Raw genomic sequence first — 22,567 nt, forward strand, 5'->3', positions numbered from 1 at the left:
AAGCGCCCCATGGATTTCGCACCCCATCAAGAACATGCGTCGATCCGCGATGCGATCACCAAAATCTGCTCGCACTTCGACGACGCTTACTGGCTCGAACGCGACCGGCTGGGTGGTTTTCCGCATGAGCTGCACCGCGCTCTGGCCGAGGGTGGCTGGCTGGGCATCTGCCTACCGCCCGAGTACGGCGGCGGCGGCCTGGGCATCACCGAGGCCACGGTGATGATGCAGGCCATCTCCCAATCGGGCGCGGGCCTGTCGGGCGCGTCTTCGGTGCACATGAACATCTTCGGCCTGCAGCCCGTCGCGGTCTTCGGCACCGAAGAGCAAAAGCGCCGCATGCTGCCGCCGCTGATCCAGGGCAAGGAAAAGGCCTGCTTCGCCGTTACCGAACCCAACACGGGCCTGAACACCACGCGCCTCAAGACGCGCGCCGAGCGCGCCGGCGACCACTACATCCTGAGCGGCCAGAAAGTCTGGATCTCGACCGCGCAGGTGGCCGACAAAATGCTCATCCTCGCGCGCACCACGCCCATCGAGGAGTGCAAAAAACCCACCTTCGGCCTGAGCCTGTTCTACACCGACCTCGACCGCCGCTTCGTTGAAGTGCGCGAAATCGAAAAAATGGGCCGCAAGGCCGTCGATTCGAACCAGGTCTTCATCGACGGCCTGCGCGTGCCCGTCGAAGATCGCATCGGCGAAGAAGGCCGCGGCTTTGAATACATCCTGCACGGCATGAACCCCGAGCGCGTGCTGATCGCGGGTGAAGCCGTGGGCCTGGGCCGCAAGGCACTCGAAGTCGCCGTGCAGTACGCAAAGGAACGCGAGGTGTTCGACCGCCCGATCGGCAAGAACCAGGGCATACAGCACCCGCTCGCGCAGTCGTGGATGGAGCTCGAAGCCGCCGAGCTCATGGCCATGCGTGCCGCCTGGAAGTACGACAACCACCTCGAGTGCGGCGCCGATGCGAACGCTGCCAAGTACCTCGCCGCCGAGGCCGGCTTCAACGCCTGCCAGCGCGCCATGGCCACGCTGGGCGGCTTCGGCTACGCCAAGGAATACCACGTCGAGCGCTACCTGCGCGAAATCATGATCCCGCGCATCGCGCCCATCAGCCCCCAGCTCATCATGTGCTTCATCGCCGAGAAGGTGCTGGGGCTGCCCAAATCGTACTGAACCGCCCATGGCTTTTACCTGCCGCCGGCTTTGTACCTGCTGTCCCAAGCGGCCTGCGGCTCCTTTCCAGATTTCATCCTCCAAGCCAGAACCGATCCGACCATGAGTATTTCCACCGACGGCGAACGCGCTGAACAGCTCTCCATTTTGCGCGAAAGTGCCCTCAGTTTCGCGAGCAAAGAATCCCCGCTCACGCGCGCCCGCGCACTGCGCCAGCAGCCACCCGGCTTCGACCGTAACTTCTGGGTCGCGCTCGCCGAGCAAGGCTGGACGGGCTTGCTGGTGCCCGAGGCGCAGGGCGGTTACGCGCAGGGCCTCGCCGAAATGGCCGAGGTCGCCGGCGCGCTCGCAGCGCAGGTGGCGCCCGAGCCCGTGGTGCCCGTGCTGGTGTTTGCCGGCCGCCTGCTCGCGCATGTGCCCCAAGTCGCGCTCGCAAACCAGTTGCTGGCCGACATGGCCGCCGGCACGCTGCTGCCCGCCGTGGCCTGGCAGGAAGACCTCACCGGCGCCAAGGACCAGCCCGAGCACGCCAGCACGCGGCTCGAGCGCACGGCGGATGGCCTGCAACTGCAGGGCCGCAAGCGCCATGTGCGCCCCGGCGCGGGCGCCGACGGCTTTATCGTCAGTGCCCATGGCGCGCAAGGATTGGCGCTCGTTTGGGTGCCCGCTGACACCCCCGGCCTGACCATACAAAGCCAGCTGCTGGCCGACGGCAGCTATGCCGCCGAAGTCGAACTCGCCAACGTGCGCGTACCAGCGCAAAACCTGCTCGCCGAAGGTGCTGCAGCCTCTGCTGCGCTGACGCGCGCGTACGACGAAACCCTGGTGCTCACGAGCGCCGAACTGCTGGCCCTGGTGCGCAGCATGCTGGCCATGACGCTCGAGTATCTGCGCTCGCGCGTGCAGTTCGGCAAGCCCATCGGCAGCTTTCAGGCGCTGCAGCACCGCGCCGCCGACCTGCTGATCCAGCAGGAGCTGACCGCGAGCGTGCTCGCGCAGGCCCTGGCCCTGCTCGACGACCCCAACACGTCCGCCACGGCACGCTCGGCCATGGCGAGCCGCGTCAAGGCGCGCGCTTCCGACGCCGGCCTGCAAGTGGCGCGCGAGGCCGTGCAACTGCACGGCGCGATCGGCGTCACCGACGAATACGACCTGGGCCTGTACCTGCAGCGCGCCCTGGTGCTCTCGGCCTGGCTGGGCAACGGCACGCAGCAGCGCCGCCGCTACGCCGCCCTCACCCGTAACCTCACCGAGCAGGAACACGCATGAACACCTCCACCGCAGCACCTTCCAGCACCGACTGGAACGCCATGGGCAACGAGAGCTTCCGCGCCATGGTGCGCGCGTTTTTCGAAGCCGAATACCCGAGGGAACTGCGCTACCCCAAGCGCCGTCTGCGCTGGGCCGAGATCAAGCACTGGTTCCTCAAGCTGTCGCAAAAAGGCTGGGTGGCCCCGAGCTGGCCCACGCAGTACGGCGGCATGGGCCTGTCGCCCGAAAAGCTCATCATCTTCATTGAAGAGCAGGAACGCTGGGGCGTGGGTCGCGCGCCCGACATGGGCATCACCATGGTTGGCCCCCTGCTGATCCAGTACGGCACCGAAGAGCAGCGTGCGCACTACCTGCCCAAGATTCTCGCGGGCGAAAACATCTGGTGCCAGGGTTATTCCGAACCCAACTCGGGCTCCGACCTCGCGAGCCTGCGCACCGAGGCCGTGGTCGATGGCGACGACTTCATCGTTAACGGGCAAAAAATCTGGACCACGCTCGCGCAGGACGCGACGCACATCTTTTTGCTCGTGCGCACCGACAAGTCCGGCAAGAAGCAGGAAGGCATCAGCTTCCTGCTGGCCGACATGACCATCCCCGGCATCCGCGTGCGCCCCATCCGCAACATCGCCGGCGGCGAAGACTTCTGCGAGGTGTTCCTCGAAAACGTGCGCGTGCCGCGTGCCAACATCGTGGGCCAGCTCAACAAGGGCTGGACGATCGCCAAGGCCCTGCTAGGCTTCGAGCGCATCTTCCTTGGCAGCCCCAAGCAAAGCCAGTACGCCTTGGCGCGCGTGCAAGAGGCCGCCGGGCGCCTGGGCCTGCTCGACGACGCGGGCTTCGTCGATCGTTACACCAAGCTCGCCCTCGACGTGGCCGACCTCGGTGCGCTCTACGGCCGCTTCATCGAGCAGGTCAAGCGCGGCGAAGCCCTGGGGCCGGATGTGTCCATGCTCAAAATCTTCGGTACCGAAACCTATTCGCGTCTGGCCGACCTGCTCGTGGAGATTCTGGGCGCCAACGGCGGCACGCCGGGCTCGACCGAACTGCCCGGCGGCCCGGTGGACGCGCTGACTTCGTTCTACAACGCCCGGCCCGCCACGATTTACGGCGGCAGCAACGAAATCCAGCGCACCATCCTCGCTTCCAACGTGCTCAATCTGCCCGCATGAACGCCGCGCAGACCCGCCCCTTCGCCGGCCCCGGCCCGGACGCACAGTTCGCGGCCGCGCTGGCGCAGGGCCGCTTTCAGATCCAGCACTGCGCCGCGTGCGGTCAGCATGTCTTCTATCCGCGCGCGCTGTGCCCGTATTGCGGCTCGGCGCAGCTGGGCTGGGTCAAGGCCAGCGGGGCCGCTCAGGTCTATTCCAGCACCACGGTGCGGCGCAAGGCCGAGGTCGGCGGTGACTACAACGTCGCGCTGGTGGACCTGGCCGAGGGGCCGCGACTGATGTCGCGGGTCGATGGCGTGCCACCCGAACAGGTGCGCATCGGCATGGCGGTGCAGGCACGGGTGATCGATGATCCGGCCCAGGGCAAGCTGCTCGTCTTCGTGGCTGCGGCGCACAGTGAAAGTTAACCAATGAGCACCACTTTCCCCCTGCGTGGCGGTGCCGCCATCGTCGGCGCCAGCCTGGGTGGCGCACCCATGGCACCTGGCCGCAGTGCGCTCGAAATTCTGGGCGAGGCGGTACACGGCGCGCTGGCCGATGCTGGCTTAAAACTATCCGATGTCGATGGCCTGTTCACGGGCTCGTCCTACCACTTTCTGGCCGGCCTGTCGGTGGCGGAATACCTGGGCATCCACCCCAAGTTCTGCGAAGCCACGATGGTGGGCGGCTCGTCCTACGTCGGCCACCTGCTCACCGCGGCCATGGCGCTGCACACCGGACAGTGTGAAGTGGCGCTGGTGTGCTACGGCAGCAACCAGGGTTCGGGCCATGGCAAGCTCAAGTCCATGGCCGAGACGCCTTTGTACGAAGCCCCCTACGCGCCACGCTACCCGATCTCCAGCTACGCCCTGGCCGCCGCACGCCACATGCATCAATACGGCACGACACGCGAAGACCTGGCCCACATCGCGGTCGCGGCGCGCCAATGGGCGCAACTCAATCCGCTGGCCCATGCGCGCGATCCGCTCAGCGTCGAACAGGTGCTGGCCGCGCGCATGGTCAGCGATCCGCTGTCGGTGCTCGATTGCTGCCTGGTCACCGACGGTGGCGGCGCCCTGGTGCTTGTGAAGAGCGAGCGGGCGCGCGACTTTCCCAAGCCGCCGGTCTATGTGCTGGGCGCGGCAGCCGCCACCTGGCACCGCCAGATCGCCTCCATGCCCGACCTCACGGTGACGGCCGCCGCCGAATCCGGCCCGCGCGCCTTCGCCATGGCCGACCTCACGCCCAGGGACGTGGATGTCGTGGAGCTGTACGACGCCTTCACCATCAACACTCTGCTATTCCTCGAAGACCTGGGCTTTTGCGCCAAGGGCGAGGGCGGCGCCTTCGTGCGCGACGGACGCATCGCACCGGGCGGCGAACTGCCGGTCAACACCAACGGCGGCGGACTTTCCTGTTGCCATCCGGGCATGTACGGCATGTTCCTGCTCATTGAGGCCGTGCAGCAGCTGCGCGGCGAAGCCGGCGCGCGCCAGGTGGCCGATGCGCAAGTCGCGCTGTGCCATGGCAATGGCGGCGTTCTTTCCAGCCAGGTGACGGCGCTGTTGGGCACGGCCGCCACCGTCTGATTTTTTATATCAACAACCAGGAGTCATTTCATGAACAAAGGCATCATGCTGCAAGACAAGGTGGCCGTCGTCACAGGTGCGGGGCGGGGCATCGGTCGCGACATTGCGTTGCAGATGGCGGCACAAGGTGCCAAGGTGGTGGTCAACGACATCGGTGCCTCGATCGGGGGCGAAGGCAACGACGCCAGCCCGGGCCAGCAAGTAGTCGATGAGATCAAGGCCCTGGGCGGCCAGGCGGTTCTCAGCACCGACAGCGTGTCCAACTGGAAGGCCGCCAACCGCATCATCGAATGCGCGGCCGACACCTTTGGCCGCATTGACGTGGTCGTCAATAACGCCGGCATCCTGCGCGACCGGCTGTTCTTCAACATGTCGATCGAAGAATGGCACGCGGTGATCGATGTGCACCTGCACGGCAGTTTCTACGTCTCGCGCGCCGCGGCACCGCACTTCAAGACCCAGCAGTCCGGTGCCTATGTGCACATGACCTCGACCTCCGGCCTGCTGGGTAACCTCGGCCAGGCCAACTACGCCGCAGCCAAACTCGGTATCGCGGCGCTATCGCGCTCGATCGCCTTTGACATGCAGCGCTACAACGTGCGCTCCAATTGCATCTCTCCCTTCGCCTGGAGCCGCATGATTGGCTCCATACCGACCGAGACGCCCGAGCAGCAGGCACGGGTCGAGAAGCTGAAGAAAATGGATACGGCGAAGATCGCGCCGATGGTCGCCTTCCTGGCCAGCGATGCTGCGCGCGAGGTCAGCGGCCAGATATTCGCGGTGCGCGGTAACGAAATCTTCCTGATGAGCCAGCCCCGCCCGCTGCGCGGCATGCACACCGCCGAGGGCTGGACGCCCGAGACCATCGCCGAGCGCGTGCTGCCGTCGATGAAGCCCATCTTCACGCCGCTGGAGAACTCGGCCATCGTGTTCTCGTGGGACCCGGTCTGAGCGCCCCACCACCATGGCGATCAACTACGACAAACTCATGGCATGGCCTTTCGAGGACGTGCGGCACCGCTACACCCAGCGCGACACCATGCTCTACGCCTTGGGCATCGGCCTGGGTGCCGACCCCACCAACGAAGCCGAATTGCGCTTTGTCTACGAGAAGAACCTCGTTGCGCTGCCAACCCTGCCGGTGGTGCTGGGCTATCCAGGCATGTGGCTCAAGGAGCCCGACACCGGGGTTGATTGGGTGCGCCTGGTGCACGGCGAACAGGGCCTGCGCCTGCACCGACCCGTGCCCCCCGAAGGCGAGGTGATCGGGCGCACGCGCGTCACGGGCATTGTTGACAAGGGCCCCGGCAAAGGGGCGCTGATCTACACCGAGCGCAGGGTGCAGGATGCCGCCAGCGGTGAACTGCTGGCCACGCTGACATCGTCAACCTTCTGCCGCGCCGATGGCGGCTTCGGTGGTCCGACCGGGCCAGTGAAGGCCGTGCACGAGTTACCGCAGCGCGCCGTTGACCGCAGCGTCGATTTCGCCATCCAGCCGCGCGCCGCACTGGTTTATCGCCTCTCAGGCGACTACAACCCCCTGCATGCCGAACCCGCGGTGGCGCGCGCGGCTGGCTTCGAGCGACCTATTTTGCACGGACTGGCCACCTACGGCATCGCGGGCTGGGCCATCACCCAAAGCGTGTGCGGTGGTGACCCGGCTGCCGTGCAATCGATCGACGTGCGGTTTTCCTCGCCGGTTTACCCTGGTGAGACGATCCGCACCGAGATCTGGATCGAAGGCAAGGTCGTGTCATTTCGCGCCCTAGCCCTCGAACGCGACATTGTCGTGCTCAACAACGGACGCGCCGAGTTGCGCTGAGCCTATTTTCATTTTTCTTTTTCAAGGACCCAAGATGAACTACGCTGACTTCCAATTTCTGAAATTCGATCACAAGCCAAACGGTGTACTGGTGATCACCATCAACCGCCCCGAGGTTATGAACGCGACCAATGGCCGCCTGCACTGGGAGCTGACCAAGATCTGGGCCGTGGTCAACGACGACGCCAAGACCAAGGTGGCCGTCATCACGGGTGCCGGCGACCAGGCCTTCTCGGCCGGCGGCGACCTGGAGTGGGTGGCCAACATGGTCGGCAACCCCAAGGAAATCGCCAACACCATGACCGAGGCCTCGGACGTGGTCTACAACATGATGGCCTGTGACAAGCCCATCATCTCGGCCATCAACGGCGTGGCCGTGGGTGCCGGCCTGGCGGTCGCCTTCTTGGCCGACATCAGCATCATGGCCGAGGAGGCCAAGATCACCGATGGCCACGTCAAGATCGGCGTCGCCGCCGGCGACCACGCCGCCATTCTGTGGCCCCTGCTGTGCGGCATGGCCAAGGCCAAGTACTACCTGATGACGGCCGAGTTCGTCAGCGGCAAGGAAGCCGAGCGCATCGGCCTTGTGAGCCTGTGCGTGCCGCGCGCCGAACTGATGGACAAGGCCATGGCCGTGGCCAACAAGCTGGCCGCAGGCAGCCAGCAGGCGATCCGCCTGACCAAGCGCTCCTTGAACGGCTGGATGAACGTGGCGCGCCCGATCTTCGAGAGCTCGCTGGCGATGGAGATGCTGTGCTTCCTGGGTGAGGACGCCAAGGAAGGCGTGGCCTCGGTGCGCGAGAAGCGCGCGCCCAAGTTCCCCTCGGCCAACAACTGAACCACTACCCGGCTGAATGGGCGCATCCCGCGCCCATTCCCATTCCAAACAACCTTGCACTGGAGAAACCCATGGATTTCGCGCTGACCCAAGAACAGCGGATGATTTACGAGTACGGCGACCGTATCTCGAAACAATTCGACCACAACTACTGGCGCGGCTACGCCGAAAAGAATGAGCGGCCCACCGAGCTGTACCAGCAGATCACCAGCGACGGCTTTCTGGGCATCATGGTGCCCGAAGCTTATGGCGGTGCCGGCCAGGGCATGACCGAGATGCTGCTGTTCATGGAAGGCCTGGCGAACAACGGCATCCCGCTGCTCAACCTGGTGGTCGGTCCAACCATGACCATGGGGTTGCTGGCCAAGCACGCGAGCGAGGACATGAAGCGCCGGTTTCTGCCGGGCGGCTGCACCGGCGAGATCAAGTTCTGCTTCGCCATCACCGAACCCAACGCCGGCTCGAACTCGATTGAGATCACCAGCATCGCCAAGTCCGACGGCAAAGGCGGCTTCAAGCTCAATGGTCAGAAGGTCTTCATCACCGATGCCAACTGCGCTGACTACGTGATGGTTGTCACCCGCACCTCTGCGCGCGCCGAAGTGAAGAAAAAGACCGACGGCTTCACCATTTTCATGGTTGACATGAAGAAAAAAGGCATCAGCAAAACGCTGATTCCGGTCGCCTTCCCGGTACCTGAGACGCAATGGCAGCTGTTCTTCGACAACGTTGAACTGACCGAGGCCGATGTGCTGGGCGAAGTCGGCAAGGGCTTCAACATCCTGTTCGACACCCTCAACCCCGAGCGCATCATCTTGTCAGGACTGTGCACCGGCGTCGGGCGCTTCGCCTTGAGAAAGGCCGTGGCCTATGCCAACGATCGCAAGGTGTTCAACAACACGCCCATTGGTGCCCACCAGGGCGTACAGCATCCGCTGGCGATTGCCCGCAGCGAGATCGAAATGGCCTCGCTGATGGCGCTCAAGGCGGCCTGGGCCTTTGACCAGAACATGCCCGCCGGCGAGTACGCCAACATCGCCAAGTACGCTGGTGCTGAAGCCGGTATTCACGCCGTTGACGCAGCGATTCAGACCCACGGTGGCAACGGTTTCACCAAGGAGTACGGCATCTACGACCTGTACGGCCTGGTGCGCTTGCTGCGCACGGCACCACTGAACCGTGAGATGGTGCTGAACTACATCGGCGAGCACGTGATGGGCCTACCGCGCTCGTACTGATTCGCACGCCTGTTCATGAGCAACAAAACGAGTTCTCCTCTCCCCGCCTTTGGGGCGCTGGCTGGTCTGAAGGTGGTTGACCTCTCACGCGTGCTCGGCGGGCCGTATTGCGGCCAGATCCTCGCCGACCACGGTGCCAACGTCATCAAGGTGGAGCCACCCGCCGGCGACGAGACCCGCGCCTGGGGTCCCCCCTTCATCGACGATGGCACAGCTGCCTACTACCTGGGTGTCAACCGTAACAAGCGCGACATAGTGATCGACCTGTCGCGCGCCGAGGGCCGCGAAATCGTTCTGAAGATGCTCGCGGACGCGGATGTGCTGATCGAGAATTTCAAGATCGGAACCCTCGAGCGCTGGGGCATCGGCTATGAGCAGACGCTGCGCGAGCGCTTCCCGCGCCTGATTCACTGCCGCGTCAGCGGTTTCGGTGCCGATGGGCCGCTGGGTGGGGCCCCGGGCTACGACGCCGTGGCCCAGGCTCTGGGCGGTCTGATGAGCGTCAATGGTTCCCCTGATACCGGTCCGATGCGGGTCGGGGTGCCGGTGGTGGACCTCACCACCGGTCTGTCCGCCGTCATCGGCGTGCTGCTGGCGGTGGTCGACCGCCAGCGCTCCGGGCGCGGACAATTCGTCGAGGCCACGCTGTACGACACGGCCGTGTCGCTACTGCACCCGCAAAGTGCAAATTGGCTGATCTCGGGCAATACGCCGCAGCTCGGCGGCAACGCGCACTCCAACATCGTGCCCTACGACAAATTCAAGACCCGCACCTGCGAGGTGTTCCTAGGCATCGGCAACAACGGACAGTGGAAAAAGCTGTGCGACTTCCTCGGACGCCCGGAGATGGCCAATGAGCCACGTTTCGCCACCAACGCGGGCCGATTTGGCAACCGTGACGCCCTGCGCACCCTGCTTGAGGAGCACCTGCGCCAGGTCGATGGCGAATTGCTGTGCAGTCAATTGTTGGCCGCCGGCGTTCCGGCTGGCGCGGTGCGCGCCATCCCCCAGGTTCTGACCGACCCGCACACCCTGCACCGGAACATGGTGGTGCAAGTCGAGAACATGCAAGGCATTGGCATTCCGGTCAAACTGTCTCGCACACCGGGACGGGCCCACAGCGCACCCCCACGCTTCGGCCAGCACACGCGGGAGTTACTGGCCGAGCATGGCTACGGCGAGGCTACCATTGAAGCCCTGATCGCGCGGAAAACAGTGGCACAACACGCCCCGGCCCGAGTCAATCCTGTCGACACAAGGGTAAACTCTCATGAATCTAACTAATGTTAGACATTAAAATCACTTTGTGCAATAGGAACCTACAGTGATCAACACCATCAGTACCAGTAACACCGCGAAAGAGGATGGGCCGACACAGGCCAGCAACCGAGCGGCAGTACCCGTGCTCGAATGCCGCGATGTGGAGCGGCGCTTCGGCGGCCTGGTGGCCGTGACCGGCGTCGACATGCACATCCATCAAGGCGAGATCTTTGGCCTGGTCGGCCCCAACGGCAGCGGCAAGACGACCATGACCAACGCCATCACCGGCTTCTTCCCGCCTCAAAAAGGGCAGATTCTGCTCAACGGGGAAAACATCACCGGCATGGCGCCGCACAAGGTGGCGCGCCGTGGCGTGGCCCGCACCTTCCAGAACCTGGCGCTGTTCAACGGCATGACGGTGCTCGACAACATCCTGCTGGGGCGCCATGTGCACATGAAGCCCAGCGTGCTGCGCACCACCCTCTACCCCTGGCTGAGCCGACCCGAGGAGATCGCCCACCGCGAGGTGGTGGAGGAGGTGATCGACTTCATGCAACTGGAAAACGTGCGCGACGAGCCGGTGGACGCCATCCCGCTGGGCCTGAAGAAGCGGGTGGAGCTGGCGCGTGCGCTGGTGGCCGAACCCAGCTTTCTGGTGCTGGACGAACCCATGGCCGGCATGAACCAGGAAGAGAAAGAATATATGGCGCGCTTCATCCTCGATGCGCGCGAGGAGCGCGGCGTGACCGTGATGCTGATCGAGCACCACATGGACATCATCACCGGCATCTGCGACCGCATGATGGTGCTGAGCTACGGCGAGGTCATCGACACCGGCATCCCCCGCGAGGTCATCGCCGACCCGCGCGTCATCAAGGCCTACTTGGGAGGTGCCCATGCCGTCCAATGAGCGCACATCCAGCACTTGGGATCTGACCCCGGACACCACCCTACCCCGGCTTCTGGCGGCCAATGCACGCGAGTTGCCGCAGGATGTGGCCTTTCGCGAAAAAGACCGCGGGATCTGGCAGGAGACCACCTGGCAGACCGCTTTTGACAAGACCTTGCGCTGCGCCGCTGGCCTGCAGGCCCTGGGGCTACAAAAAGGCCATGCGATGCTGATCCTGGGCGACAACCGGCCCCATCTCTATCTGGGCATGTTGGCGGTGGGCATGCTGGGCGGCCTGGCCACGCCCGTCTATCCGGACGCCACGCCCGAAGAAATCATGCATGTGGTCAACAGTGTGCATGTGCAGTTCGTACTGGCCGAAGACCAGGAGCAGGTAGACAAGGCGCTGGATCTTCGCGAGCGCGGTGCGTCGCTGCATTACATCATCTACGATAACGCGCGCGGACTGTCTCGCTACACCGCGCCCGGCCTGGTGTCGCTGCAGCAGCTGATGGCCGACGGCCACAAACGTTTGCAATCGCAGGCCGGACTGGCCCAGCAACTGACCGAGCTGGCCACTCCGGCCGATCCGGCGGTGCTGATCCACTCCTCTGGCACCACCGGCAAGCCCAAGGGCGTGGCGCTGTCGCACCGCAACGTGCTCAGCGGTGTGGTCAATGCATTCAAAGGCCAGTCCTTCGAGTTTGGTGAAGACATCCTGGCCTACCTGCCCATGGCTTGGGTTGGCGACTTTGCCATCACCCTGGGCGCGGGGGTGGCGCTGCACTTCACCATCAACATCCCGGAGGGGGCTGAGACGGTGTTGCACAACTTGCGTGAGATCGCACCCACCTTTTACCTGGCCGCGCCCCGTAGCTGGGACAATCTGCTGACCCAGGTGCAGGTGCGCATGGAGGACTCGACCTGGCTCAAGAAGACGCTATACGACTTCTTCATGGCCAACGCCATCGCTGCCGAAAGGCGCAAGCTCGCGGGCGAGGCCCCCACCACCCTGCAACAGCTGCTGCGCCCGCTGGGTGAATGGCTGGTGACCGGCCCCATCAAGGACCAATTGGGCATGAGTCGGCTGCGCAACGCCTTCACCGGCGGCGAAGCGATTGGTGAAGACACCTTTGTGTTCTACCGCGCCCTGGGCGTGCGCCTGCGCCAGCTCTACGGCCAGACCGAGAGCAGTGCCTTCAACGCCATGCAGGCCCCCAACGAGGTGCGCCTGCACACCGTGGGTCGCCCTCTTCCGGGCGTGGAGGTGCAGATCAGCGACAGCGGCGAGATTCTGATCCGCTCGGGCAGCGTGTTCAGCGGCTACCACCAGAACGAGAAGGCCAGCGCCGAAACCCTGGCCGACGGCTGGCTGCACACCGGTGACGCCGGCTACCTGGAGCCCGATGGCCAACTGGTGGTGCTGGGGCGCCTGTCTGAGGTGGTCTACACCGCCAAGAAGGAACGCTACATCCCCAACTACATCGAGAACCGGCTCAAGTTCAGCCCCTTCATCAAGGACGTGGCGGTGCTGGGCAAGGACCGCGACACGCTCGCCGCCATCGTCTGCATCGACAAGGAGCCGGTAGGCCACTGGGCTGAGGTGCGGGGCATCTCCTACATCTCCTACGCCGACCTGTCGCAAAAGCCTGAGGTCATCGACTTGCTCGCCCAGGCCGTGCGCCACGTCAACGAAACCCTGCCCGAGGGGCTGAAACTGCGCCACTTCGTGAGCCTGCACAAGGAATTCGATGCAGACGACGGCGAGATCACCCGCACACGCAAGCTGCGCCGCAACGTGGTGGAGGAACGCTACGCACCCATCATCGAAGCCATCTACAGTGGACAGAAGCAGGTGACGATGCGCGCGCAGATCACCTACGAGACGGGCGAGATCGGGGTGACCGAACGCCTGCTAACCGTGAAGGAAGTTTGAGCCATGGATCCGATGTATCTCCTCGAACTCGCAGTCAACGGCGGCCTGGCCGGCCTGATGTATGCGTTGGTCGCCATGGGCATCGTGCTCATCTACAAGTCGTCCTCGGTGCCCAACCTGGCACAAGGTGGACTGACCATGCTGGGGGCCTACATGGTGCTCGCATTTGCCAATAGCGCCGGCCTGCCTATTTGGCTGGCCATCCCGGCGGCCATGGTCACCATGTTTCTCGCGGGCATGGGCATCGAGCGCGTGGCACTGCGGCGCCTGGCCGGTCGACCCATCGTCATGATTCTCATGATGACGCTGGGCATCGACATCTTCATCCGAGCAACCGCCATGACCATCTGGGGTGGCAGCGGTCGCCCCATGCAGATCGGCATCAGCGATGCGCCGCTGTTCCTGGGCCCGCTGCTGCTCAACCGCGCCTACGTGGTGGGTGCGGTGGTCTCGCTGGTGCTGTTCGTGGCCTTCATGCTGTTCTTCCGCACCCGGCGCGGCGTGGTGCTGCGCGCCATCGCGGACGATTACACCGCCTCGTGGTCGGTGGGCATCTCGGTGGAACGCGGCGTGGCACTGTCGTGGGCCTTGTCGTCGGTGGTGGCCACCACCGCGGGCGTGCTGTGGGGCTCGGTGCAGACGGTGGACCAGACCCTGGCGATGCTGCTGCTCAAGGGCATCACGGTGGCCGTGCTCGGCGGCATGGACAGCCTGGGCGGCGCCATCCTGGCCGGCCTGCTGCTGGGCATTCTGGAAAGCGTGGCCTCGGGCGTGCTGGACCCGCTGCTGGGCGGCGGCACCCGCGAACTGGTGGTGGCGGCCGTGCTCATCCTCACCATCATGATTCGACCCCATGGCCTCTTTGGCCGCCACGACATCGAAAGGATCTGAACGATGTTGTACCGACAAGCTGGCATCTTCCACACCCACTACGCAAGCGATCGCGGGCTGTTCCCCATCCCGTTCGAGCGCAAGGCCATCATCGCCATCCTGCTGGTGGCCTTGGCCGCCCCCTGGCTGTTCAGTTCGCTGGTGCTGGTCAGCTACATCAAGCCGTGGCTGATCTGGACGGCGGCGGTGCTGGGCCTCAACCTCATCCTCGGCTGGGCCGGGCAGTTCCACTTCGGCTACGCGGCCATCATGGGCATCGGCGCCTACACCTCGGTGCACGCGGCGCGCAACGGCGTGCCCTGGGAATTTGCGGTGGTCATGGGTGGCATCATGGCGGCGGTGGTGGGCGTGGTGTTCGCGTTTGCGGCCCTGCGCGTCAAGGGCCTGTACCTGGCCCTGTCCACCCTGGCCATGCAGTTCGTGATGGACTGGGTCATCTCGCACGTGCCGGCCATCAGCGGCGGCGTGTCGGCCACGCTGCAATCGCCACCCATGAAGCTGCTGGGCCAGGCGGTCACGTCCGAGGCCGGCATCTACTACGTGGTGCTGGCCTGGCTGATCTTCGTCACCCTGTTCATGCTGAACCTGCGCCGCACCGCACTGGGCCGCGCGCTGGTGGCTGTGCGCGAAAAAGACTACGCGGCGGCGGTGATCGGTGTGCAGAGCTTCTATTACAAGCTGGTGGCCTTTGCCACCTCGGCCTTCATCGGTGGCGTGAGCGGCGCCATGCTGGTGTTCGGCTTCTACAAGGCGGTCACGCCCGAGCAGTTTGCGGTCAATGTGTCCATCGAACTGTTGGCCATGGTCATCGTCGGCGGGCTGGGCAGCATCATCGGCAGCTTCTTCGGCACCGCCTTCATCCTGCTGCTGCCGGGGCAGATGAACACCTTCATTGCCTGGATGGCCAAGGTGTTGGGCCTGGACATCGGCGTCGAGACGCTGGCCCACGTTCCGCACATGGTGTACGGCGCCACCATCATCGCGGTGCTGCTGATCGAGCCCATGGGCCTGGGCAAGCTGTACGGCAACGTGCGCAACTACCTGCTGGTCTGGCCATTTGGCTACGCGCGCAAGTGAGGCGATTGACATGAGCACCCCCACCCCCACCTCCATCCCCACTGCGACCCCCATTCTTTCGCTCAACAACATCGAGGTCATCTACGACAAGGTGGCCCTCGCCATCAAGGGCGTGTCGGTCGAGGTGCCACAAGGCGGCATGGTCGCGCTGCTGGGCGCCAACGGCGCCGGCAAAAGCACCACGCTCAAATCCATCAGCGGCCTGCTGCAGGCCGAGCGCGGCGAGGTCACCCGGGGCGACATCCGGTTCATGGGCCAGGACATCGCTGGCTTGGCACCACAGGCCCGCGTCAAGCTCGGCATCGTGCAGGTGCTGGAAGGTCGGCGGGTGTTCGAGCACCTCACGCCCGATGAAAACCTGGTGGCCGCCTCGGCGGTGGTGGGCGGCTCGCGCGCGGACATGAACCGCAACCGCGACATGGTCTACGCCTACTTTCCGCGCCTGCACCAGCGCCGCACCGCGCAATCGGGTTTTCTGTCGGGCGGCGAGCAGCAGATGCTGGCGATTGGCCGCGCGCTGATGACCCAACCCAAGCTGCTGATGCTGGACGAGCCCAGCCTGGGCCTGGCGCCGTTTCTGGTGGCCGAGATCTTCGACATCGTCAAACGCATCAACCAGCAAGAGGGCCTGTCGGTGCTGCTGGTGGAGCAGAACGCCATCGCCGCACTTGAAGTGGTGTCGCACGGCTACCTGCTCGAAAACGGCCGCATCGTGATGCACGACAGCGCCGACGCCATGAAGAAAAACCCCGACATCCAGGAGTTCTACCTGGGTGGTGCCGAGGGCAAGAACTTCCACGACATCAAACACTACAGCCGACGCAAACGCTGGCTGAGCTAAAAGTCCACTACCACAGTCCTTGGCATGCGCGTACTTGGTGCCTCTCGGACGATTCAACCCACCGTACGCAGGAGACATGCGATGAAACGAGCTTTGCTATCCACCCTCTCAGGTGTCGCCCTGCTGCTGGGCGCGTCTGCCGCATCGGCGCAGCAGGCGCCGGTCAAGTTCGGCCTGTGCTACGACCTAAGCAAGGCCTACACCTTCGTAACACCACAAATCGTGCAAGCCGCAAAGGACTACGCAGAGATCCTGAACGCCCAAGGCGGCCTGGAAGGCAGCCCCATCGAAATCATGGTCCAGGACCATGGCAACGAGCCGCAGCGCGGCATCGAGTGCTACGAGAAGCTCAAGCGCGAAGGCGTGATGATCTTCGACACCCTGTCTACCCCAGTCTCGCGCGCCATACTGCCGCGTGCCATGGCCGACGGCAACATCATGCTGCAGTCCTTCGTCGGTCGGGGTGACGCCATTGACGGTGACGTGTTCAAGTGGATCTTCCCCATCGGCCCCACCTACTGGGGTCAGATGGCCAACAACATCCAATACATCAAGAACCAGAACAAGGGCAGCCTCAAGGGCGTGAAGGTCGGCTTCATCTACCCCGACTACTCGTTTGGCCAGGAACCAATCCCCATCCTGAAGACGCTGGCCGAGAAGGAAGGCTTCGAGCTCAACCTGTTCCCCAACCCCATGCCGGGCCGCGACCAGGCTGCCGTTTGGACGCAGATCCGCCGCTTCAACCCGGACTGGGTGATCACCTGGAACCTGTCCGCCATGCACGTGGTGGCCGCACGCGAAATGAAGCGCAACGGCATCCCCATGGACAAGCTGATCAGCGTTAACTGGTTCAACGAGGTGGACATCGCCAACATCGGCGCGGCTGAGGCCAAGGGCATCAAGCGCGGCACCAACGTGGCCGGTGGCCAGGACCATGCGCTGATCAAGCAGATCGTGGCCGACCTCTACGACAAGGGCAAGGGCAACGGCGACCGCAAGAACCTGCAGGACGTGTATTACAACACCGGCCTGGCCATATTCTCGGTAGCGTTTGAGGGCGTACGCAATGGTCTGAAGGCTGGCCGACCGCTGACCCCGGCCAAGATCAAGACCGGTCTGGAGAATCTGCGCAACTTCGACGCCAACGGACTAGTCGCGCCTGTCACCGTGACTGCAAAGGATCACGGCGGTGGAGGCAAAACCCGCATCGAGATGTGGGACGGCGCCAAGTGGGTGCCGCAGTCTGACTGGATTTCTGCCTACAACGATGTGGTGTGGGAAGTGATCAAGAAGGAATCGGCCGAGTTCGCCAAGACGAACAGGTGAGCCAGATCACTGGGCTGTCCCGGCCACGGGACAGCCCGGGTGTCTTTGGACGAACTCTCACCGCCACCTTTTCAACTCCCCCGCCAGCCGACAATCCAAGTTGTACCTCACGGCCCCGTGCATCGCAAGGTGGAGCCGCGCTCCAACAGGACACAGCTTAGCTGGCCACGTCTTGGACAAAAAATAAGTGAAGTGCTCAACAACCTAACACAATAGCTTGACTAACTATCGTTAGGCAGCTTAACTATTGCTAAACCAAAGTTGCGCCGAACGCGCGAGGAGTAAATATGGATCTCGATCTGAAGGGCAAATCAATCATCGTCACCGGGGGGCTCCAACATCGGACGGGGCATCGTGCTGGCATTCGCCGCTGAGGGCGCGAATATCACCATCGGCGACATCGACACCGAACAAGCGCAGAAAACGGCCGACTTCGCCATGCAGATGGGAGCGGCTTCCACCCAAGTGGTGAAGACCGATGTCACTCAACTTGACCAGGTGCAGGCCATGTTCAAGACCGCTGTGGACAAATTCGGCGGCGTTGATGTGCTGGTGAACAACGTTGGCTGGGACCAGCTGATGTTCTTTACGCAAACGACGCCCGAGTTCTGGCAAAAGGTAATTCAGATCAACTATGTGGGGGTCCTGAACTGCACCAAGACAGCACTTGAAGTGATGATCCCGCGCAACGCAGGGTCCATCGTCTCGATCAGCTCCGATGCCAGCCGTCAGGGCGAGCCGCGCGAAGCGGTCTACGGCGGCGTCAAGGCGGCGATCAACAGCTTCATGAAAACAGTTGCCAAGGAAAACGGTCGGTACGGCATCCGCTGCAACGTGGTCTGTCCCGGCGTGACGCTCCCAAGCACCACTGACGAAGTGGGCGGAAGCAGCATGTGGGTCGACGCCGACAGCATGTTCACCCCCGAGCAACTGGAAAAGGTCACCAAGTCACTGCCGCTGCGCAAGGTCGGCCGTCCGCAGGATATCGCCAATGCCGTTGCATTCCTTTCGTCAAGCAAGGTTGCCGGACACGTGACCGGGCAAGTCCTCTCCGTCTCCGGCGGCTACAGCATGATCGGCTGAACAGCTTGCAGCATCTGCCAACCGACAACTTATCTCATAAAAATCCAAGATGATTTTCGAAGACATCCTGTACGAAGAGCGTGATTCGACCGCTTACATCTCTATCAACCGGCCGCAGGTGATGAATGCATTTCGGGGTCGCACCATGGATGAGCTGCTCCACGCCATCATGAAAGCTGGCTGGGACAAGAAAATTGCTTCCATCGTCCTCACAGGTACGGGTGACCGCGCATTTTGTACTGGCGGCGACCAGTCGGCGCACTCAGGTCAGTACGACGGACGCGGCACCGTCGGATTGCCGGTCGAAGAAGTGCACAGCGCGATCCGCGACGTGCCCAAGCCGGTGATCGCCCGCGTACAAGGCTACGCGATCGGGGGCGGCAACGTGCTGGCCACCCTGTGCGACATGACCATCGCATCCGAAAAAGCCGTGTTCGGTCAGGTCGGCCCGAAGGTTGGCTCGGTCGACCCCGGTTGGGGAACAGCGTATCTGGCACATGTCGTCGGCGAGAAGAAGGCGCGCGAAATCTGGTATCTGTGCCGACGCTACACAGCACAGGAAGCGTTGGCGATGGGTCTGTGCAACACCGTCGTACCGCACGACCAGCTCGATGCCGAAGTCGCACGCTGGTGCAAGGAGATCGTTGACAAGAGCCCGACCGCACTGGCCATCGCCAAACGCTCATTCAACGCTTCCACCGAGCACATTCGGGGCATCGGCAGTCTCGGCCTCCAGGCGCTGAGCCTGTACTATGACACTGCGGAGTCCAAGGAAGGCGTCCGCGCCTTCCTGGAGAAACGCCTGCCAGACTTCCGGCAATGGACTGGTGACAGCAAATGAGCCAGAACAGACACCGCTAAGGTAGGCAGCGTGTAAGAGCGCGGGAACATGTCTGCTACGATCGGTCTGTTTAACCTAACTAACAACCGAAATGACCATCAAGCCACGTTCTGATGCCACCTCCATCAGCGCCGAAGCCACAGACACTCGCGAGCGCATCCTGCTCGAAGCCGCTCGACTGCTCCGGCACCATGGATATGCCGCTACCACCCTGCGAGAAATTGCCGACGCGGCCGGCGTCAAAGCCGGCAGCATCTATTACCACTTCGAATCAAAGGAGGAGATCCTCGGCGAAGTCTTGGACAAGGGTATCACAATCGTCGCCAATGCAGTTCGCGCCCGTATCGAGGCGCTGCCAGCGGACGCAAGCTGGCGTGACCGCATCGCGGCAGGCATCGAAGGCCACCTGTGGGGAATGCTCCACTATGGCGATTTCACGTCGGCCAACATTCGCGTCTATGGGCAAATACCTACCAGCGCAAAGAATCGCCACAAGATAGTCCGCCGGGCTTATGCGGACTACTGGGACCGTCTGCTCGCGTCGGCACTGGCCAGCGGCGAGTTGCGTCAAGACACCGGCTTGGCCGTGATTCGACTTTTCGTGATCGGCGCGTTGAACTGGACCGTCGAGTGGTACAACCCCCAGCGCGGTTCATTCCAGGACTTCGCACGCCAAATCACAGCCATCGTGTTCGATGGAATCCTCACGCATGACAAGGCATGACATGACAAAACATCTCTGGGAGGCATTATCGGCCGCTTCGATAGATCGAGCGGCACATCTGACCCTGACAGCAACCGTCAGCGTGCCGCCCGCGGTGGTGCCTCGTGGCTTGTTGCTCCGTTGCGTCAAGGAACTCTCGGTCCGTGCCGCCAGCAACAGGGGTGGGGCATGACGGTAAAGGAAGGCTGGCGCGGCCGGTTCTATGAAGACTTCGAAGTGGGCGACGAGTATCGACACGCTCTCGGGCGCACCCTCACCCAGCAGGACAACATCTGGTTCACGCTGCTGACGCAAAACACGGCACCTCTGCACTTCGATGCCCACTACGCGGCCCAGACGGAGTTCGGTCGCCCCCTCGTCAACTCCTGTCTCACGCTGGCCCTCGTGACCGGCCAAACAGTGAGCGATGTCTCGCAGAACGTCATGGCCAACCTCGGGTGGGATGAAGTCCGTCTGCCTCATCCGGTGTTCGAAGGTGACACGATCTACTCGCGCTCCACAGTGCTTGACAAGCGGGAGTCGCGGTCACGCACCAACGTCGGCGTGGTGACAGTGCGTACCGAGGGCTACAACCAGGACGGCATCATTGTCTGCACGTTCAAGCGCACGGTATTGGTTTACAAGCGCGACGGCGCACCGCGCACCGCGCCGCCACTGCCGGTCGGCAGCGGCCCCTGAATCGCAGTTTTCACTGACTTGGGCCCCACAAGGCCCCCAACTTTTCAGATTCTTTCCACATGACGCCATCCTCCCTGCTTGAGCAATACGGCCCCCGTGAAACGATGGAATACGACGTGGTCGTGGTCGGCGGCGGCCCAGGCGGGCTGGCTACCGCCATCCGGCTGAAACAACTCGCCGCCGAAAAGGGCACGGAGCTCTCGGTGGTGGTACTCGAAAAAGGCTCTGAGCCCGGCGCCCACATTTTGAGCGGCGCGCTCATGGACCCGCGCGCGATCACCGAACTGTTTCCCAACTGGAAAGCGCTCGGCGCGCCGCTGAATCAACCCGTCACCGGCGACGAGATGCTGCTCCTGCGTCAGACCGGCAAAATCAGCACACCGCAATTCCTGATTCCGAAATGTCTGCACAACGAAGGCAATTTCGTCATCAGCCTGGGCAACATCGTGCGCTGGCTGGGTGAACAGGCCGAAGCCCTGGGCGTCGAGATATTCCCCGGCTTCCCGGCCGCTGAAGTGCTCTACAACGACGACGGGGCGGTCAAGGGTGTGGCCACCGGCAACCTCGGCGTCGGCAAGGATGGCCAGCCCACCGACCACTTCCAGCTCGGCATGGAACTGCATGCCAAGTACACAATCTTTGCCGAAGGCTCCCGCGGCCACCTGGGCAAGCAGTTGATCGCCCAGTACAAGCTCGATGCCGGCAAAGCCCCCCAGACCTACGCCCTCGGCATCAAGGAGCTGTGGGAGATTGACCCAGCCAAAGCCAAACCCGGCCATGTCGTGCACTCCCTCGGCTGGCCGATGGACAGCCAGACCTATGGCGGTGGCTTTTTGTACCACTTGGAAGGCAACAAGGTCACGCTCGGCTTCATCACCGGGCTGGAGTACAGCAATCCGTGGTTGAGTCCGTTTGAGGAAATGCAGCGCTGGAAGACCCATCCCGCGATTCGCCACTACCTCGAAGGCGGCAAGCGCATCGGCTACGGCGCGCGCGCCATCACCTGCGGCGGCTTGATGAGCCTGCCCAAAACCGTGTTCCCCGGCGGTGCATTGGTGGGCTGCGAAGCGGGCTTTCTCAACTTTGCGCGCATCAAGGGCAGCCACGCCGCCATGAAAACCGGCATGCTGGCGGCGGAAGCGGCGTATGCTGCGGTGACGGGTGGCCGCCAACACGATGAACTCACTGCCTACCCCGAAGCTTTTGAGAAGAGCTGGCTGTTTGAAGAACTGGATGCTTCGCGCAACACCAAGCAGTGGATGAAGAAAGGCCTGTACCTGTCATCCATCATGAACGGCATCGAGCTGTGGTTGCTGCCCAAACTCGGTTTCAAAGCGCCACCCTGGACTGTCCACAATCGCGTGCCCGACCACGCCAAGCTCAAGCCCGCCTCGGAGTCCCGGCAGATTGCTTACCCCAAGCCCGACAACAAGATCACCTTTGACCGCTTGAGTTCGGTGTTCGTGTCCAACACCAACCATGAAGAGCAACAGCCGACGCACCTGACGCTGAAAGATGCCAGCTTACCAGTCAACTTCAACCTGGCCACCTATGCCGGGCCCGAATCGCGCTACTGCCCGGCTGGGGTCTATGAGTTCGTCAAGAACCCCGACAACAGCGACCGACTGCAGATCAATGCGCAGAACTGCGTGCATTGCAAGACCTGCGACATCAAGGACCCGACGCAAAACATCGTCTGGGTCACGCCAGAAGGCGGCGGCGGGCCGAATTACGGCGGCATGTAGCCGGATCAATAACGAACCTCCGGCAGGGGTCCCGGGAAAGTTTTTGATCACAACCGAGGGGCTCGTTTCCAGTTCAGGGTTTTTCCTAATTGGCCACACACCTAACTATCGTTAGATTCGTGATGTTAGCGGGAGCGATGCGTGTTTTAACTGACAAGGAAAAACAAGACAGGCATCCTCCCTGCCCCGACAC

At 63.2% G+C, this 22,567-nt stretch carries 21 protein-coding genes; all 21 read left to right on the forward strand.

The features are described from left to right. Positions 1 to 9 precede the first annotated feature (9 nt). The 21 genes from WJU18_RS03570 to WJU18_RS03670 all read left to right on the forward strand — a co-directional run bounded on the left by WJU18_RS03570 (position 10) and on the right by WJU18_RS03670 (position 22,374). Positions 10 to 1,176 carry an acyl-CoA dehydrogenase family protein gene (locus WJU18_RS03570; RefSeq protein ID WP_423458799.1) on the forward strand — a complete coding sequence of 389 codons (1,167 nt, stop codon included), beginning with the start codon at positions 10 to 12 and terminating at the stop codon, positions 1,174 to 1,176. A gap of 102 nt (positions 1,177 to 1,278) precedes the next feature. Beyond that, a complete protein-coding gene (locus WJU18_RS03575) occupies positions 1,279 to 2,445 on the forward strand; it encodes an acyl-CoA dehydrogenase family protein (protein WP_423458800.1) in 1,167 nt (388 codons plus the stop codon). Further along, positions 2,442 to 3,617, forward strand: coding sequence for an acyl-CoA dehydrogenase family protein (locus tag WJU18_RS03580; RefSeq protein WP_423458801.1), 1,176 nt, complete (start codon positions 2,442 to 2,444; stop codon positions 3,615 to 3,617). The genes WJU18_RS03575 and WJU18_RS03580 overlap by 4 nt, the downstream gene beginning before the upstream one ends. After that, on the forward strand, positions 3,614 to 4,024 hold the full coding sequence (locus WJU18_RS03585; protein ID WP_423458802.1) for a Zn-ribbon domain-containing OB-fold protein: 411 nt from the start codon (positions 3,614 to 3,616) through the stop codon (positions 4,022 to 4,024). The genes WJU18_RS03580 and WJU18_RS03585 overlap by 4 nt, the downstream gene beginning before the upstream one ends. A 3-nt stretch (positions 4,025 to 4,027) precedes the next feature. Further along, positions 4,028 to 5,185, forward strand: a complete 1,158-nt coding sequence (locus WJU18_RS03590; RefSeq protein WP_423458803.1) for a thiolase — start codon at positions 4,028 to 4,030, stop codon at positions 5,183 to 5,185. Between the two features lie 30 nt (positions 5,186 to 5,215). Beyond that, positions 5,216 to 6,136, forward strand: a complete 921-nt coding sequence (locus tag WJU18_RS03595; RefSeq protein ID WP_423458804.1) for an SDR family oxidoreductase — start codon at positions 5,216 to 5,218, stop codon at positions 6,134 to 6,136. 13 nt (positions 6,137 to 6,149) lie between these two features. Then, entirely contained in the window at positions 6,150 to 7,007 is an 858-nt protein-coding gene (locus WJU18_RS03600) for a MaoC/PaaZ C-terminal domain-containing protein (RefSeq protein WP_423458805.1), read from the forward strand. Positions 7,008 to 7,041: 34 nt separating this feature from the next. Further along, positions 7,042 to 7,845 carry an enoyl-CoA hydratase/isomerase family protein gene (locus WJU18_RS03605; protein WP_423458806.1) on the forward strand — a complete coding sequence of 268 codons (804 nt, stop codon included), beginning with the start codon at positions 7,042 to 7,044 and terminating at the stop codon, positions 7,843 to 7,845. Positions 7,846 to 7,916: 71 nt separating this feature from the next. Beyond that, positions 7,917 to 9,083 (forward strand): acyl-CoA dehydrogenase family protein, encoded by a 1,167-nt coding sequence (locus WJU18_RS03610; protein ID WP_423458807.1) that lies wholly within the window; start codon positions 7,917 to 7,919, stop codon positions 9,081 to 9,083. A gap of 15 nt (positions 9,084 to 9,098) precedes the next feature. Next, positions 9,099 to 10,367: a CaiB/BaiF CoA transferase family protein gene (locus WJU18_RS03615; protein WP_423458808.1), complete on the forward strand. Its 1,269-nt coding sequence runs from the start codon at positions 9,099 to 9,101 to the stop codon at positions 10,365 to 10,367. Between the two features lie 40 nt (positions 10,368 to 10,407). Further along, entirely contained in the window at positions 10,408 to 11,253 is an 846-nt protein-coding gene (locus WJU18_RS03620; RefSeq protein WP_423458809.1) for an ABC transporter ATP-binding protein, read from the forward strand. Further along, a complete protein-coding gene (locus tag WJU18_RS03625; RefSeq protein WP_423458810.1) occupies positions 11,240 to 13,168 on the forward strand; it encodes an AMP-dependent synthetase/ligase in 1,929 nt (642 codons plus the stop codon). Before WJU18_RS03620 ends, WJU18_RS03625 begins: the two co-directional genes overlap by 14 nt. 3 nt (positions 13,169 to 13,171) lie before the next feature. After that, complete coding sequence (locus tag WJU18_RS03630; protein WP_423458811.1) at positions 13,172 to 14,059, forward strand: branched-chain amino acid ABC transporter permease; 888 nt, start codon at positions 13,172 to 13,174, stop codon at positions 14,057 to 14,059. 3 nt (positions 14,060 to 14,062) lie between these two features. Beyond that, positions 14,063 to 15,136, forward strand: a complete 1,074-nt coding sequence (locus WJU18_RS03635) for a branched-chain amino acid ABC transporter permease (RefSeq protein WP_423458812.1) — start codon at positions 14,063 to 14,065, stop codon at positions 15,134 to 15,136. Between the two features lie 10 nt (positions 15,137 to 15,146). Continuing rightward, positions 15,147 to 15,977 carry an ABC transporter ATP-binding protein gene (locus tag WJU18_RS03640; RefSeq protein ID WP_423458813.1) on the forward strand — a complete coding sequence of 277 codons (831 nt, stop codon included), beginning with the start codon at positions 15,147 to 15,149 and terminating at the stop codon, positions 15,975 to 15,977. Between the two features lie 81 nt (positions 15,978 to 16,058). After that, positions 16,059 to 17,303: an ABC transporter substrate-binding protein gene (locus WJU18_RS03645; RefSeq protein WP_423458814.1), complete on the forward strand. Its 1,245-nt coding sequence runs from the start codon at positions 16,059 to 16,061 to the stop codon at positions 17,301 to 17,303. A 354-nt stretch (positions 17,304 to 17,657) separates the two neighbouring features. Then, on the forward strand, positions 17,658 to 18,386 hold the full coding sequence (locus tag WJU18_RS03650; RefSeq protein ID WP_423458815.1) for an SDR family NAD(P)-dependent oxidoreductase: 729 nt from the start codon (positions 17,658 to 17,660) through the stop codon (positions 18,384 to 18,386). A gap of 49 nt (positions 18,387 to 18,435) precedes the next feature. Then, positions 18,436 to 19,227: a 2-ketocyclohexanecarboxyl-CoA hydrolase gene (gene badI, locus WJU18_RS03655; RefSeq protein ID WP_423458816.1), complete on the forward strand. Its 792-nt coding sequence runs from the start codon at positions 18,436 to 18,438 to the stop codon at positions 19,225 to 19,227. A gap of 91 nt (positions 19,228 to 19,318) precedes the next feature. Further along, positions 19,319 to 19,951 carry a TetR/AcrR family transcriptional regulator gene (locus tag WJU18_RS03660; protein WP_423458817.1) on the forward strand — a complete coding sequence of 211 codons (633 nt, stop codon included), beginning with the start codon at positions 19,319 to 19,321 and terminating at the stop codon, positions 19,949 to 19,951. Between the two features lie 168 nt (positions 19,952 to 20,119). Next, positions 20,120 to 20,629, forward strand: coding sequence for a MaoC family dehydratase (locus tag WJU18_RS03665; RefSeq protein ID WP_423458818.1), 510 nt, complete (start codon positions 20,120 to 20,122; stop codon positions 20,627 to 20,629). 59 nt (positions 20,630 to 20,688) lie between these two features. Further along, a complete protein-coding gene (locus tag WJU18_RS03670; protein ID WP_423458819.1) occupies positions 20,689 to 22,374 on the forward strand; it encodes an electron transfer flavoprotein-ubiquinone oxidoreductase in 1,686 nt (561 codons plus the stop codon). Positions 22,375 to 22,567: the final 193 nt, after the last annotated feature.

This window comes from Ottowia sp. VDI28 (assembly GCF_049532675.1).
Taxonomy (GTDB): Bacteria; Pseudomonadota; Gammaproteobacteria; order Burkholderiales; family Burkholderiaceae_C; genus Ottowia.

Excerpts from the sequence above, each read along its gene's own strand:
- WJU18_RS03600 (WP_423458805.1), top strand. The coding sequence starts at position 6,150 with ATGGCGATCAACTACGACAAACTCATGGCATGGCCTTTCGAGGACGTG.
- WJU18_RS03615 (WP_423458808.1), top strand. The coding sequence starts at position 9,099 with ATGAGCAACAAAACGAGTTCTCCTCTCCCCGCCTTTGGGGCGCTGGCT.
- WJU18_RS03585 (WP_423458802.1), top strand. The coding sequence starts at position 3,614 with ATGAACGCCGCGCAGACCCGCCCCTTCGCCGGCCCCGGCCCGGACGCA.
- WJU18_RS03590 (WP_423458803.1), top strand. The coding sequence starts at position 4,028 with ATGAGCACCACTTTCCCCCTGCGTGGCGGTGCCGCCATCGTCGGCGCC.
- WJU18_RS03595 (WP_423458804.1), top strand. The coding sequence starts at position 5,216 with ATGAACAAAGGCATCATGCTGCAAGACAAGGTGGCCGTCGTCACAGGT.
- WJU18_RS03670 (WP_423458819.1), top strand. The coding sequence starts at position 20,689 with ATGACGCCATCCTCCCTGCTTGAGCAATACGGCCCCCGTGAAACGATG.
- WJU18_RS03625 (WP_423458810.1), top strand. The coding sequence starts at position 11,240 with ATGCCGTCCAATGAGCGCACATCCAGCACTTGGGATCTGACCCCGGAC.
- WJU18_RS03665 (WP_423458818.1), top strand. The coding sequence starts at position 20,120 with ATGACGGTAAAGGAAGGCTGGCGCGGCCGGTTCTATGAAGACTTCGAA.
- WJU18_RS03605 (WP_423458806.1), top strand. The coding sequence starts at position 7,042 with ATGAACTACGCTGACTTCCAATTTCTGAAATTCGATCACAAGCCAAAC.
- WJU18_RS03630 (WP_423458811.1), top strand. The coding sequence starts at position 13,172 with ATGGATCCGATGTATCTCCTCGAACTCGCAGTCAACGGCGGCCTGGCC.
- WJU18_RS03635 (WP_423458812.1), top strand. The coding sequence starts at position 14,063 with ATGTTGTACCGACAAGCTGGCATCTTCCACACCCACTACGCAAGCGAT.
- WJU18_RS03660 (WP_423458817.1), top strand. The coding sequence starts at position 19,319 with ATGACCATCAAGCCACGTTCTGATGCCACCTCCATCAGCGCCGAAGCC.
- WJU18_RS03575 (WP_423458800.1), top strand. The coding sequence starts at position 1,279 with ATGAGTATTTCCACCGACGGCGAACGCGCTGAACAGCTCTCCATTTTG.
- WJU18_RS03645 (WP_423458814.1), top strand. The coding sequence starts at position 16,059 with ATGAAACGAGCTTTGCTATCCACCCTCTCAGGTGTCGCCCTGCTGCTG.
- WJU18_RS03610 (WP_423458807.1), top strand. The coding sequence starts at position 7,917 with ATGGATTTCGCGCTGACCCAAGAACAGCGGATGATTTACGAGTACGGC.
- WJU18_RS03580 (WP_423458801.1), top strand. The coding sequence starts at position 2,442 with ATGAACACCTCCACCGCAGCACCTTCCAGCACCGACTGGAACGCCATG.
- WJU18_RS03570 (WP_423458799.1), top strand. The coding sequence starts at position 10 with ATGGATTTCGCACCCCATCAAGAACATGCGTCGATCCGCGATGCGATC.
- badI (WP_423458816.1), top strand. The coding sequence starts at position 18,436 with ATGATTTTCGAAGACATCCTGTACGAAGAGCGTGATTCGACCGCTTAC.
- WJU18_RS03640 (WP_423458813.1), top strand. The coding sequence starts at position 15,147 with ATGAGCACCCCCACCCCCACCTCCATCCCCACTGCGACCCCCATTCTT.